Below are 13655 nucleotides of genomic sequence, written 5' to 3' on the forward strand. Positions count from 1 at the left end.
GATCTGTGCCCGACGCCGTGGTCGACGTCGCCGACGGGTCCATCAGCTGGGTCGGGCCGACCGCCGCCAGCACCTCCGCACGCCGGGCGGCGAGTTCCCGGCGGAGCCGGCGCAGGTGCCGGGCGAGGTCGCCGCTCTCGGCGAGCGCGGTGAACACCCGCTGCCCCGCCCGCGCCGGCCGATTGCCGGTCGCCGTCCGCCGGTCGACCAGCGCCGTACGCAGCTCCGGCGGGGCGACCAGCCAGCCCACACCGAGCGTCGGGCTGACGATCTTGCTGGTGGTGCCCAGATGCACCGCGACGTCCGGCCCGAGAGCACCCAGCAGCGGCAGGGGTGCGACGTCGTAGCGCAGCTCGCCGTCGTAGTCGTCCTCCAGCACCCACCAGCCCTCGGTGCGGGCCCGGGCGACCAGAGCCAGCCGCCGGGCCGCGGAGAGCCGACTGCCGAGGGGGTACTGGTGGGCGGGGGTGCAGTAGACCGCCGCCAGTCCCCGCGGGACGGCGTCGACGACCAGGCCGTCCCGGTCCACGGGGACCGGCACCACGGTGACGCCGCCGTCGCGGAGCGCACCGACCACCCGCTGGTAGCCGGGGTCCTCGACCGCCACCCGGCTGCCGCGGGGCAGCAGCCCGGCCAGCTCGGCGACCGCCGCCGAGGTTCCGGCGGTGGCCAGGACGTCCTCGGGCGCAGCGGCCAGGCCGCGGTGGCGGAGCAGGTGCTCGGTCACCGCGCGTTGGAAAGCCGGGTCGGCGACCGGCTCGGGACCGGGGTCGGGGGCGAGGTCACCGGCGGCCCGCCAGGCACGCCGCCAGGCCGCCCGGTCCAGGACCTCCAGACACGGCGCACCGGCGCGCAGGTCGACCGGCGCGGCGGTCTTCCGCGGACGCGCGGGACGCGCCGGCGCACGGGCCGGCAGCGCGGCCGCCGCGCCGACCACGAAGGTGCCGACCCCGCGGCGGCCGCCCGCCCAGCCCTCGGCCAGCAGCTGGTCGTAGGCGGCGCTGGTGACGGTGCGGCTGATCCCGAGCGCGGCCGCCAGCTCCCGCGTCGAGGGCAGCCGGTCCCCGGGACGCAGCGTGCCGCCCACCGCCGCCGCCCGCAGCGCGTCGGCCAGCTGCACCGACAGCGGCGTCCCCGACGTGCGGTCGAGCACCACCGGGGGGACGTCGACCACGGGACCTCCCCCTGGGACGGTGGCCTGCTGGGATGCCAGCGTATTGGCCCTGGAGGAAGGCCACTCGACCGGGCACGGTGGGGGCCATGGACGCCGCACCGCCGCTCTCCCCCACCGCCCGCAGCACCGTCCGTCGCGGCGCCAGGCGGGCCCGGACCGACCGTGCCGAGCTGCACGCCGTGCTCGACGCCGGCCTCGTCGGTCACCTGGGGCTCGTGGTGAACGGCTCGCCCATCGTGCTGCCCACCGGCTACGGGCGGCGGGGCGACATCCTCTACCTGCACGGCTCCACCGGCGCGGCGTCCCTACGGGCCGCGGCCGCCGGCGTGCCGGTCTGCTTCACGGTGACCCTTCTCGACGGCGTGGTCTACGCCCGTTCGGCCTTCCACCACTCGATGAACTACCGCTGCGCCGTCGTCCACGGCGTCGTCCGGCCGGTCACCGACCCGGACGAGCGCCTGCTCGGCCTGGAGGTGCTCACCGAGCACCTGGCCCCGGGCTCCTGGGCGGCCACCCGGCAGCCCGACCGCAGAGAGCTCGCCGCCACCGCGCTGCTCGCCCTGGACCTGACCGAGGCCAGCGTCAAGGTGCGCACCGGCCCGCCCGGGGACGACGACCGCGACGTGCCCGGTCCCGACGAGCCGGACCCGGTGTGGGCCGGGGTGCTGCCGGTTCGCACCGTGGTGGGCGAGCCGGAACCGTGCCCGTTGCTCCCGCGCGGCACCCCGGTGCCGACCCGCGTCCGCGACCGGGTGTCCTGACCGGAGCCCCCCGGACGCGATCTGCGCGCCGTGGATTCTCAGGGGGTGACGCGCAGGAGGACGTCGTCGCCGCCGCCGTTGTCGGTCGTGACGTACAAGGCCCCGTCGCTGCCCTGTTGCACGGTGCGGATGCGACCGTACGTGCCCTCCAGCTCCGGCAGGCGGAACTGCTCGACCAGCGAGCCGTCCTCGGCCAGCCGGAGCGCCAGCACGCCCTGGTCGCGCTGCACCCCGAGCAGCAGCAGCCCGTCGTAGGCGCCCCACTGCCCGCCCTCGAGGAACGTCGCTCCGCTCGGTGCGATGGTGGGATCGCCGGAGGACCACACCGCCGGCACGGCGCCGGGGATGTCCGGGTCGGTCATCGGCACGCTCTCGTCGTATCCGCCCCGTCCCGGGTCCCAGCCGTAGTTCGCCCCCGGCTCCAGCAGGTTGACCTCGTCGTCCACGTCCGGCCCGTGCTCGACGGAGAAGACCTGCTGGGTCCCCGGGCGCACCGCCAGGCCCTGCACGTTGCGGTGGCCGTAGGTGTAGATCCGGTCGTCGGCCCCGTCCCCGGGACCGACGAACGGGTTGCCCGTGGCGGCGTCGCCGGTGTCCGGGTCGATCCGCAGCACCTTCCCGGCGAGGGAGTCGAGGTCCTGCGGGTTGCTGCCGACGGCGTTGTCGCCGGTCCCGACGAGCAGGGCGCCGGACGGGTCGAAGCGCAACCGGCAGCCGCCGTGCCGGCCGCTGCGCTCGTTGACCGGGATGTCGCCGAGCAGCGGGTCGTCGACCCGGGTGGCGGTGGTCCACTCCTCGTCGACGATCCAGGCGATGACCTGGATCTCCGCGCCGCCGTCCTCCTCGACGCCCTGGCAGGTGTAGAAGCGGCGGTTGTCCGCGAACTCCGGGTCGAGCACCAGGCCCATGAGCCCGGTCTCGCCGGTGGCGAACAGGTCGTCGAAGTCGGCGTCCAGCTCGCGCACCGTCCCGTCGGGGAGAACAGCGGTGAAACCGCCGGCCCGCTCGTCGACCAGGAGGGTCCCGTCAGGCGCCTGGACGACGTCCCACGGGTGGTCGAGGCCGTCGGCGAGCACGTCCACGTCCAGGGCCGGTGCCGCGGCCGGGACGGTCGCCGCCGTCCCGCTGGTGACACCCGCCGCGGCGGGGCGGTCGGGCCCGGCGGAGGTCGTCGAACAGGCGGCGAGCAGCAGGAAGGCCCCCAGGCAGGGTCCCGCCGCGAGCTTGCGAGCGGTGGGGGGCATGGGGATCCGTGCTCAGCTGGTACGGGTGACCACGTAGTCGCACAGAGCGGAGAGCGCCTCGCGAACCGGGCCCTGCGGGACGTCGACCAGCCGGGCCCGTGCCCGGGCGGCGTACTCGTGCAGCACCCGGGTCGCCCGCTCCAGGGCCGCCGACGACCGCAACAGGGCCAGCGCCTCGGCGTGCTCGGCGTCGTCGCCGATGGGGCCGGCGACCAGCTCGCGCAGCCGTTGCTCGGCCGGGTCGTCGCCGGCGAGCGCGAAGAGGGCGGGCAGCGTGGCGATGCCCTCCCGCAGGTCCGTGCCCGGGGACTTCCCGGAGGCGCCGTCCTGGCTGACGATGTCGAGCAGGTCGTCGGAGAGCTGGAAGGCGACCCCCACCTCCTCGGCGAAAGCGGTCAGCGCGGCGACGAGGTTCGGGGCCACCCCGGCGAAGGAGGCACCGAAGCGGGCCGAGGTGGCCACCAGCGAGCCGGTCTTGTCGGCCAGCACGTCGAGGTAGTGGGCGACCGGGTCGTCGCCGGGTTGAGCGCCCACGGTCTCCCGGATCTGACCGGTGACCAGCCGCTCGAACGTGCGGGCCTGGATGCGCACCGCTTCGGGGCCGAGATCGGCCAGCAGGTCGGAGGCGCGGGCGAAGAGGAAGTCCCCGGTCAGGATCGCGATGCTGTTGGACCACCGGCTGTTGGCGCTCGGCGCCCCGCGGCGGACGGCGGCCTCGTCCATGACGTCGTCGTGGTACAGCGTGGCCAGGTGGGTGAGCTCGCAGACGACCGCGGCCTCGGTCACCCCCTCGGCGTGCGGGTCCCCCAGCTCGGCGGCGAGCAGCGCCAGCAGCGGGCGGAAGCGCTTGCCACCGGCGGCGACGAGATGTCCGGCGGCCTCGCGCACGAAGGGATGCTCGCTGCCGACGGCGGTGAGCAACGCGTCCTCGACCCGGGTCAGCCCCTCGGCGAGCCGGACGCCGAGGTCACCCTCGGGCAGCCACGGCCCGACCGTCGAGGGGGGCGTCGAGATCCGCTGCCAGGAGTCGATCGGGGTCTCCCCGCCGACGGCGGCGCTGGCTCCGGTCATCAACCGACGAAGATAGCCGCCTCCTCCGCCAGATCGAGCACCGCCCCGGGCACGACGCCCAGGACCACGGTCGCGGCGACCGTCACGGCCAGCACGATCGTCGTCGGCAGGCCGGGGACGCCGACCGTCGGGCCGTCCGCGGCCGGCTCGGAGAAGTACATGAGCACGATGACCCGCAGGTAGAAGAACGCCGCGACCGCACTGGCCAGCAGTGCCACGACCACCAGCGGCCAGGCGCCGTCGTCGATCGCGGCCCGGAAGACGGCGAACTTGCCGGTGAAGCCGCTGGTGAGCGGGATGCCGGCGAGGGCGAGGAGGAACAGCGCCATCACCGCCGCGGTGAGCGGCGACCGGCGGGCCAGCCCGGCCCACTTCGACAGGTGCGTGGCCTCGCCGTCGCCCTCGCGCACCAGGGTGAGCACCGCGAAGATGCCGAGCGTGGCCAACCCGTAGGCGAGCAGGTAGAACATCGTCGCGCCGAGCCCGGAGCCCGTGCCGTCGGCGCCGCCGCCGAAGCCGAGGACGCCGGTGAGCAGGAAGCCGGCGTGCGCGATCGAGGAGTAGGCCAGCATCCGCTTGAGGTCGGTCTGGGTGAGCCCGAGGACCGCGCCGACCACCATCGAGACGATCGCGATGCCGTAGACCAGTGGCCGCCAGGTCCACTCGCTGGTGCCGAAGGCGACGTAGAGCAGCCGCAGGATGGCCCCGAACGCGGCGACCTTGGTGCAGGCGGCCATGAAGGCGGTGACCGGGGTCGGAGCGCCCTGGTAGACGTCCGGCGTCCAGGCGTGGAACGGGGCCACGCTGGCCTTGAACATCAGGCCGACGATCAGCAGCGCCAGGCCCAGGACCAGCAGGACGCCGCCGCCGGTCTCCGCGGCGGCATCCTGCCGGATGGCGGACAGCCGGATGCTGCCGGTGGCGCCGTAGACCAGGGCGAGGCCGTAGAGGAAGAACGCCGAGGCGAACGAGCCGAGGAGGAAGTACTTGACCGCCGCCTCCTGCGACAGCAGCCGACGACGGCGCGCCAGCCCGCTGATCAGGTAGAGCGGCAGGCTGAGCACCTCGAGCGCGACGAACATCACCAGCAGGTCGTTGGCCGCGACGAAGAGCATCATGCCGCCGATGGCGAACATCGTGAGGGGGTAGACCTCGGTCTGCACCCGGTGCGCCGTCATCAGCTCGCGGTCGCGCGGGCTGCCCGCAGGCACGGCCGCCGCGGCGACGAACGCCGATCGGGCCGGGTCCAGCGAGCGCTCGGCGAACAGCAGGATCGACAGCGCGCCGAGGCCGGCGATGGTGGCCTGCAGGAACACCGCCGCCCCGTCGACGGCGAGCGCGCCGCCGGCGGTGACCTGCCGCTCGCCCGCCAGCAGCAGGCTGGTGACCAGCCCGCCGAGCGTGCCGACGAGGGCGATGGCGACCTGCACGGGGTGCCGGGTCTCGCGAGGGGCGAAGGCCTCGACGAGGACGCCGACGCAGGCTGCGCCGAAGACGAACAGCAGCGGCGCCAGGGCGCCGAGGGACAGGTCGGGGGCCTGGATCATCAGTCGGTCCCCTCCGTGTCGGCGGGCACGACGCCGTCGCCGTCAGGATCGAGTTCGAACTCGCTCATCGTGGCGGCGACCGCCGGCTCGATGAGCTCGATGAGCGGCTGCGGATAGACGCCCAGCGCGATGACCAGCGCCACCATCGGCGCGGCGACGGCCGTCTCCCGGCGGGAGAGGTCCCGGACCCGCAGCCGGGGGACGGCAGGAGGAGCCGGGGCGGTCACCGTCGCGGTGGCGGCGGACGCACCGCCGCGGGCCGGAGGGACGTCGTCGTACGGATCGCCGCCGTGGATGCCGCCCTCGAGCAGCACGCCGCGCGGCGGGCCGTGCATGGTGCGTTGGTAGAGCAGCAGGACGTACAGCGCGGCGAGCACGATGCCGACGGTGGCCAGCACCGTGAACACCGGCCGGGTCGGGAACGAGCCGATCAGCACCAGAAATTCGCTGACGAAGCTGTTGGTGCCCGGGAGGGCCAGCGAGGCCAGCCCCGCGACGAGGAAGACGCCGGCCAGCAGCGGCGCCTGCCGGGCCACGCCGCCGTAGTCGCCGACCTGCCGGGAGCCGCCGCGGGCGATGAGCATCCCGACGACCAGGAACAGCAGGCCGGTCGCGATGCCGTGGTTGACCATGTAGAGCACCGCCCCGGTGCCGGCCTCGGTGGTGAAGGCGAAGATGCCCAGCGCGATGAAGCCGAAGTGCGCGATCGAGGTGTAGGAGACCAGCCGCTTCATGTCGCTCTGACCCATCGCCAGCAGTGCGGCGTAGAGGACGCCCGCGACGGCGAGGACCAGCACGTAGGGCGCGAGGTCGCGGGAGGCGTCGGGGAACAGCGGCAGGCAGTAGCGGAGGAACCCGAACGTGCCCACCTTGTCCAGGACGCCGACCAGCAGCACCGACCCGCCGATCGGCGCCTCGGCGCCGGAGTCGGGCAGCCAGGTGTGGAAGGGCACCAGCGGGGCCTTGATCGCGAAGGCGATGAAGAAGCCGAGGAACAGCAGCTTCTGCACGCCCGGGTCGATCTCGATCTGCCGCAGCGCGTCGAAGGCGAACGTCCCCTCGCCGAGCTCGCTGGCGCTGACCACGTACAGCCCGATGACCGCGGCCAGCATGACCAGCCCGCCGACGAGGCTGTAGAGGAAGAACTTGACCGCCGCGTACTGCCGTCTCGGGCCCCCGAAGCTGCCGATGATGAAGTACATCGGGACGAGCATCGCCTCGAAGAAGACGTAGAACAGGAAGACGTCGGTGGCCGCGAAGACGCCGACCATCAGCGACTCGAGCAGCAGCAGCCAGGCGAAGAAGGCCTGCATCGACCGGCGTCCGGGGGGCTCGTCCCGCCACGAGGCGAGCACCACGACGGGCACCAGGACGCCGATGAGCAGCAGCATCACCAGCGCGATGCCGTCGACACCGAGGGCGAAGTCGACGCCGAAGTCGGGGATCCAGGCGACCGACGTGGTCAGCTGGAACCGCTCGCCGCCGGCGTCGAACGCCACGGTCGCGAGCACCGCGAGCACCAGGACCAGCAGGCTCACGCCGAGGCTCAGCTGCTTGGCCAGCTCGTCGCGGCCCTTGGGCAGTGCGGCCACGACCGCGGCGCCGACCGCCGGGACGACGATCATCGCGAGCAGGTACGGGAAGGTGCTCATGGCTCGCCTCCGCAAGCTCCGGCTCGGCAACTCACGACGTCGCCTCTCGTCCAGGGGTGGTCGCGCTCATCCCGCCGTCACCGCCAGCAGCGCACCGGCGACGACCACCGCGCCGCCGAGCATCGAGAGGGCGTAGGAGCGGACGAAGCCGGTCTGCGTGCGGCCCAGCCGGGACGACGAGCCGCCCAGGGACGCGGCCAGGCCATTCACCGCGCCGTCCACTCCACGGTTGTCGACGAACACCAGCGCGCGGGCCAGCCACTGCCCCGGCCGCATCAACAGCGATTCGTTGACCGCGTCGGCATAGAGCGCGCGGCGGGCGGCTCGGGTCACCGGCGACACCCGCACCGGCGCTGCCGCCGGCACCTCGCGGCGGCCGACGAACAGCCAGGCGGTGAGCACACCGATGACCATGACGGCGGTGACCAGGACGCTCACCACGATCGGGGCGACCACGTGCTCGGCCTCCACCGGTTCGCCGAAGACCGGTGCCAGCCACTCCTCCAGCGGGAACGCGACCACCAGCAGGAAGCCGGCGAACACCGACCCGACGGCCAGCAGCACCATCGGCGCGGTCATCACCGGCGGCGACTCGTGCGGGTGGACGCCGGGCTCCCACCGGGGGCGGCCGAAGAAGGTCATGAGCATCAGCCGGGTCATGTAGAAGGCGGTCAGCCCGGCCGCGAGGATCGCCACCCCGCCGAGCAGGTACCCCCACCCGTCGCCGCGGTCGAAGGCGGCCTCGATGATGGCGTCCTTGGTGTAGAAGCCGGACAGGAACGGGAAGCCGATCAGCGCCAGGTAGCCCAGCCCGAAGGTCACGAAGGTGACCTTCATGTGCGGGGCCAGCCCACCGAAGCGGCGCATGTCGACCTGGTCGTTCATCGCGTGCATGACCGAGCCGGCACCCAGGAAGAGCCCGGCCTTGAAGAAGCCGTGGGTGAGCAGGTGCGCCAGGCCCGCGACGTAGCCGATCGGGCCGAGCCCGACGGCCAGGAACATGTAGCCGATCTGGCTGACCGTCGAGTAGGCCAGCACCTTCTTGATGTCGTCCTGGGCGCAGCCGGCGATCGCGCCGATCAGCAGGGTGATCGCGCCGACGGCGAGGACGACGGCGCGGGCGGTCGGCGTCTCGTCGTAGATCGGTGCGCTGCGGGCGATGAGGTAGACCCCGGCGGTGACCATGGTCGCTGCGTGGATGAGCGCCGACACCGGGGTGGGGCCCTCCATGGCGTCGGGCAGCCACGCCTGCAGCGGGAACTGGCCGGACTTGCCACAGGCGCCGAGCAGGAGCAGCAGCCCGATCGCGGTGACCGTACCGGCGGCGAGCGTGCCCACCGAGCCGAAGACGCCGTCGTAGGAGACGGTGCCCAACTGGGCGAACATGAGGAAGATCGCCAGCGCCAGCCCGACGTCCCCGACCCGGTTCATGATGAACGCCTTCTTCGCGGCGGTCGCCGCCGCCGGGCGCTCGTGCCAGAAGGCGATGAGCAGGTAGGACGCCAGGCCCACGCCTTCCCAGCCGACGTAGAGGGCCACGTAGTTGTCGCCGAGGACGAGCAGCAGCATCGCCGCGACGAACAGGTTGAGGTAGGCGAAGAACCGCCGCCGGCGCGGGTCGTGCGCCATGTAGCCGATCGAGTAGACGTGGATGAGCGCACCCACGCCGGTGATCAGCAGCACGAAGACCGCGGACAACGGGTCGAACAGCAGGCCCACCGGGACGTCGAGCGACCCGGTGGCGACGAAGGTGTAGAGGCCGACCTCGACCTGCCGGCCGTCCAGCTGCAGCGTGCACAGCAGGCCGAGCACGAAGGCCGCGACCACGGTGCCCGTGCCGAGCAGGTGCCCCCACCGGTCGGTACGGCGTCCTCCGAGGAGGAGCACGGCGGCGCCGGCCAGCGGCAACGCGATGAGCAGCCAGGAGGCGGCGATCAGCCCGTCGGCGGGCACTGTTTCCATCGACCGGTCCCCGTTCTCAGTACTTGAGCAGGTTGGCGTCGTCGACGGACGCCGACCGGCGGGTCCGGAAGAGCGACATGATGATCGCGAGGCCGACGACGACCTCGGCCGCGGCGACGACCATGACGAAGAACGCCATGATCTGGCCGTCGAGGGTGCCGCTGGCCCGGGCGAAGGTGACCAGCGTCAGGTTCGCCGAGTTGAGCATCAGCTCGATGCACATGAAGACGACGATCGCGTTGCGCCGCACCAGCACGCCGACCGCGCCGATGGTGAACAGGATCGCGGCGAGCACCAGGTAGTGCGTGAGGCTCACGGCTTCTCCTCGCCGGCGCTCGTCGAACCCGTTCGCCGGGCTGCTGCACCCATGGCCGAGCTCGCACGCTCGCTCACCGGTGATCACCGCCTTCCCGGCCGCCGGGCACGTCACTGACCGTGGGCTCGAGCGAGCCGAGAGCCGCGTCGGGGCTGCCGAGCTCGGCCCGGCCGGTGGGACGGGGCATCTGCTCGGCCTCCTGGGGCTCGATCCCGGTCGCGAAGCTGTCCTCGGCGAGCCGGCCGTCGGGAAGCAGGGCCGGCGCGGCGACGGAGTTGCCCCGTGCGTAGACGCCGGGCCCGGGCAGGGTCTGCGGCCGGTCGGTGAGGAACCGGGCCCGCGACCGCTCCTTCTGGGTGGACCGGGTGCCGGGCTCGCGCTCGATGTGGGCCAGCACCATGGCGCCGACGGCGGCCGTGATCAGCAGCGCGCTGGTCACCTCGAACGCCAGCAGGTAGCGGGTGAACAACACCCCGGCGATCGCCTCGATGTTGCTGATCTCGAGGCCCTGCACCCCCGCCAGCCCGGTGACCGGGAGGTCCTGGGTGGCCCGGGCGACGCCGGCGCCGACCAGTCCCGCGAAGCCGAGGCCGAGCACGATCGCCGCCACCCGCTGCCCGCGCAGCGTCTCCACCACCGAGTCGGAGGAGTCGCGGCCGACCAGCATCAGCACGAACAGGAAAAGGATCATGATGGCGCCGGTGTAGACGATGATCTGCACCGCGCCCAGGAACGGCGCCTCCTGGACGACGTAGAAGACGCCCAGCGCCAGCATCGTGTTGACCAGCCACAGTGCCGAGTGGACGGCGTTGCGGGAGAGCACCATGCCCAGCGCTCCGGCCAGCGCGATCGGGCCGAGCACCCAGAAGACGACGGCCTCCCCGGTACCGATCTCGATCGACTCCAGGCCGTTCACACCCGCTCCTCGGTGACCGGCTCGGCGGGCGAGGTCGGGTCCGGCGTGCGGACGTAGTAGTCCTTCTCGTCGTCGCCCAGCCGCATGGCGTGCGGCGGGGCCTCCATGCCGGGCAGCAGCGGGGCCATGAGCTGCTCCTTGGTGTAGATGAGGTCGGCCCGGTTGTCGTCGGCCAGCTCGAAGTCGTTGCTCATGGTCAGCGAGCGGGTGGGGCAGGCCTCGATGCACAGGCCGCAGAAGATGCAGCGCAGGTAGTTGATCTGGTAGACGCGCCCGTACCGCTCTCCCGGCGAGTAGCGCTCGTCCTCGGTGTTGTCCCCGCCCTCGACGTAGATGGCGTCGGCCGGGCAGGCCCAGGCGCACAGCTCGCAGCCGACGCACTTCTCCAGGCCGTCGGGATGCCGGTTGAGCACGTGCCGGCCGTGGTAGCGCGGCTTGGTCACCTTCGGCTCGTACGGGTACTCCTCGGTGGTCACCTTGCGGAACATCTGCGCGAAGGTGACGCCGAAGCCCTGGCCGGGGCCCGGCAGCCAGCTGGACCGCTTGACCGGGCCGGCGTCCCGGTCGCGCGGGGCCAGCTCGCCGCGGGCAGCCTGCGCCAGCCCCTTCTCGGAGCCGGTCGCAGATGGGTTCTGCTCAGGCATCGCCGTCCTCTTCTCCGGTGGTGCCCTGGCCGCGCCGGCCGGTGCTGACCACGCCGCCGGCGGCGACGGTCTCCCGGCGGCGCAGCCGGGGCGACGGGGGGACGGCCAGGTCCATGGGTGGGATCGGAAAGCCGCCCTCGGCTCGGCTCGTGCCGGTCGGCCGGGCGGGCCGCCGGCGCGGACCGGCCGGCGGGAGGACCTCGCCTTCCCCCACCCCCCCGGCGTCGGTCGGGTGGATCGAGCCGGCCGCGGCCTTGGTCGCCGCGATGCGGGTGTCCCGGTTGCTGGCCCGGCTGGCGACGAGCAACCCGGCGAGCACCACCAGCGCGATCGGGACACCCACGAACAGCGCCACCTCCCCGGTGGAGAGGTCGGCCTCGCGGGCGACGGTGCGCATGGTGGCCACGGCGAGGATCCAGACCAGCGCGGTGGGAACCAGCACCTTCCAGCCGAACGCCATGAACTGGTCGTAGCGCAGCCGGGGCAGCGTGCCGCGCAGCCAGATGAAGACGAACAGCGCGGCGACGACCTTGAGGAAGAACCACAGCAGCGGCCACCAGCCGGTGTTGGCGCCGTCCCAGATCGAGATCGGCCACGGCGCGCGCCAGCCGCCCAGGAACAGCGTGGCGGCCAGGGCCGAGACGGTGACCATGTTGATGTACTCGGCGAGGAAGAACAGCGCGAACTTCAGCGAGGAGTACTCGGTGTGGAAGCCGCCGACGAGCTCGCTCTCGGCCTCGGGCAGGTCGAACGGCGCGCGGTTGGTCTCGCCCACCACGGCGATCGCGTAGATGACGAACGAGACCGGCAGCAGGATGGCGAACCAGCTCGGCCCGGTGAACTCGAGGCCGAAGAAGGACAGCTCGTTGCCGCCGGCCTGCGCGGCCACGATCTCCGAGGTCGACATCGTGCCGGCGTAGAGGAACACCGCGACGATGGACAGCCCCATCGCGATCTCGTAGCTGATGACCTGCGCCGCGCTGCGCAGCCCGCCCAGCAGCGGGTACGTGGAACCCGATGCCCACCCGGCCAGGATGAGGCCGTAGACGCCCATCGCTGACATGGCCAGCACGACCAGCACGCCGATCGGGGCGTCGGTCAGCTGCAGGGGCGTGCGCTCGCCGAAGATGCTCACCGTCGGCCCGAGCGGGATGACCGAGAAGGCCACGAACGCCGGGATGGCCGAGATGACCGGCGCCAGGAAGTAGACCGGCTTGTCGGCCAGCGCCGGCATGATGTCTTCCTTGAACGCCAGCTTCAGCCCGTCGGCGAGGCTCTGCAGGTAGCCGCGGGGGCCGACCCGGTTGGGACCGATCCGCTGCTGCATCCGGGCGACGACCTTGCGCTCGAAGACGATGGCGAACAGCGTCAGCAGCACGAGGACGACGAAGACACCGACGACCTTGATGAGGACGATCCACCAGACGTCGGTGCCGAAGTCCTCCAGCGTCGGCTGGTTCTCCGCCGCGAGCGGAGACGACATGGCGAACGGGGTCATGCGGTTCCCTCCGCGGTGGGGGTGGGCCGGGCGGGGGCGACGAGCCGCACGACGCCTCCTGGTCCGGTGCCCAGCGCGGTCCTGATCTCGCTGCCCGGCGAGCGCATGGGCAGCCAGACCACCTGGTCGGGCATCTCGGTGACCAGGACCGGCAACGTGACGTGCCCCATGGATCCCTCGACGGTGATCCGGTCGCCGTCGGCCAGGCCGAGGCGGCGGGCGACGTCCTTGCCGATACGGGCGACCGGCGGGCGCGCCGTGCCGGCGAGCTCGGGCTCGTCGCGCTGCAGCGTCCCGACGTCGAGCAGGTGGCGCCAGGAGGCCAGCACCGCCTGGTCCTCGGCGAGCTCCGGGTCGGCCGGCGCGGCGACGTCCGGACCGGTCACCCGGGGGCGCTCGGCAACGACGCCCAGGGCGGCGAGCTCGGCGCGGGCGACCTCGGGGGCGGGCAGCCGCAGGTCGACGTCCAGCTCGTCGGCCAGCCCCTGCAGCACGCGGCCGTCGGGGAGCTGCCCCGTGCCGTGCAGCGTGGCGTCGAACGGACGCAGCCGGCCCTCCCAGTCCAGGTACGCGCCGGCCTTCTCCGGGGCGGCGGCCACCGGCAGGACGACGTCCGCGTGCTCGGTGACCGCGCTCGGCAGCAGCTCCAGGCTCACCACGAACGCGGCCCGGGCCAGGGCGGCCTCGGCCAGGCCGGGGTCGGGCAGGTCGGCCGGGTCGACCCCGCCGACCAGCAGGCCGGCGAGCTCCCCGTGGACGAGCGCGGTGAGGATGCCGGTGGCGTCGCGGCCGGGGGTGGGCGGCAGGTCGGCGACGCCCCAGGCGGCGGCGACCTGGGCGCGGGCCCCGGCGTCGCCGACCGGGCAGATC

12 protein-coding genes are annotated in these 13655 nt (G+C 73.2%); 1 reads left to right on the forward strand and 11 read right to left on the reverse strand.

Annotated features, from left to right (window positions below; all coding sequences use genetic code 11):
- Nucleotides 1-1174 (reverse strand): PLP-dependent aminotransferase family protein (locus tag E4P41_RS19105; RefSeq protein ID WP_135142826.1); only part of this gene is annotated, 1174 nt, incomplete at its 3' end.
- Nucleotides 1175-1260: 86 nt separating this feature from the next.
- On the opposite strand from E4P41_RS19105, the gene E4P41_RS19110 reads away from it, so the two are divergent.
- The gene (locus tag E4P41_RS19110) at nucleotides 1261-1935 is read left to right on the forward strand and encodes a pyridoxamine 5'-phosphate oxidase family protein (protein WP_135142827.1); all 675 of its coding nucleotides are present in this window, start codon (nucleotides 1261-1263) and stop codon (nucleotides 1933-1935) included.
- A gap of 38 nt (nucleotides 1936-1973) precedes the next feature.
- Here E4P41_RS19110 and E4P41_RS19115 read toward each other — a convergent pair whose 3' ends face one another.
- From E4P41_RS19115 to E4P41_RS19160, 10 genes are all read right to left on the reverse strand, one after another.
- Nucleotides 1974-3179 carry a PQQ-dependent sugar dehydrogenase gene (locus tag E4P41_RS19115; RefSeq protein WP_135142828.1) on the reverse strand — a complete coding sequence of 402 codons (1206 nt, stop codon included), beginning with the start codon at nucleotides 3177-3179 and terminating at the stop codon, nucleotides 1974-1976.
- Nucleotides 3180-3191: 12 nt separating this feature from the next.
- On the reverse strand, nucleotides 3192-4250 hold the full coding sequence (locus E4P41_RS19120; protein WP_135142829.1) for a polyprenyl synthetase family protein: 1059 nt from the start codon (nucleotides 4248-4250) through the stop codon (nucleotides 3192-3194).
- Entirely contained in the window at nucleotides 4250-5797 is a 1548-nt protein-coding gene (gene nuoN, locus E4P41_RS19125) for an NADH-quinone oxidoreductase subunit NuoN (protein ID WP_135142830.1), read from the reverse strand. The genes E4P41_RS19120 and nuoN overlap by 1 nt, the downstream gene beginning before the upstream one ends.
- Nucleotides 5797-7449: an NADH-quinone oxidoreductase subunit M gene (locus E4P41_RS19130; protein WP_135142831.1), complete on the reverse strand. Its 1653-nt coding sequence runs from the start codon at nucleotides 7447-7449 to the stop codon at nucleotides 5797-5799. The genes nuoN and E4P41_RS19130 overlap by 1 nt, the downstream gene beginning before the upstream one ends.
- Before the next feature lie 66 nt (nucleotides 7450-7515).
- Nucleotides 7516-9411 carry an NADH-quinone oxidoreductase subunit L gene (nuoL, locus tag E4P41_RS19135; RefSeq protein WP_209307807.1) on the reverse strand — a complete coding sequence of 632 codons (1896 nt, stop codon included), beginning with the start codon at nucleotides 9409-9411 and terminating at the stop codon, nucleotides 7516-7518.
- Nucleotides 9412-9427: 16 nt separating this feature from the next.
- Nucleotides 9428-9727 (reverse strand): NADH-quinone oxidoreductase subunit NuoK, encoded by a 300-nt coding sequence (gene nuoK, locus E4P41_RS19140; protein WP_135142832.1) that lies wholly within the window; start codon nucleotides 9725-9727, stop codon nucleotides 9428-9430.
- A gap of 73 nt (nucleotides 9728-9800) precedes the next feature.
- Complete coding sequence (locus tag E4P41_RS19145; protein WP_245177482.1) at nucleotides 9801-10643, reverse strand: NADH-quinone oxidoreductase subunit J; 843 nt, start codon at nucleotides 10641-10643, stop codon at nucleotides 9801-9803.
- Nucleotides 10640-11287 (reverse strand): NADH-quinone oxidoreductase subunit NuoI, encoded by a 648-nt coding sequence (nuoI, locus tag E4P41_RS19150; RefSeq protein WP_135142833.1) that lies wholly within the window; start codon nucleotides 11285-11287, stop codon nucleotides 10640-10642. The genes E4P41_RS19145 and nuoI overlap by 4 nt, the downstream gene beginning before the upstream one ends.
- A complete protein-coding gene (gene nuoH, locus E4P41_RS19155) occupies nucleotides 11280-12785 on the reverse strand; it encodes an NADH-quinone oxidoreductase subunit NuoH (protein WP_245177483.1) in 1506 nt (501 codons plus the stop codon). Before nuoH ends, nuoI begins: the two co-directional genes overlap by 8 nt.
- On the reverse strand, nucleotides 12782-13655 hold an 874-nt coding region (locus E4P41_RS19160; RefSeq protein WP_280661277.1), incomplete at its 5' end, for a molybdopterin dinucleotide binding domain-containing protein. The genes nuoH and E4P41_RS19160, both read right to left, overlap by 4 nt.

It is taken from the genome of Geodermatophilus sp. DF01-2, from assembly GCF_004571065.1.
In the GTDB taxonomy this organism is placed as follows: Bacteria; Actinomycetota; Actinomycetes; order Mycobacteriales; family Geodermatophilaceae; genus Geodermatophilus.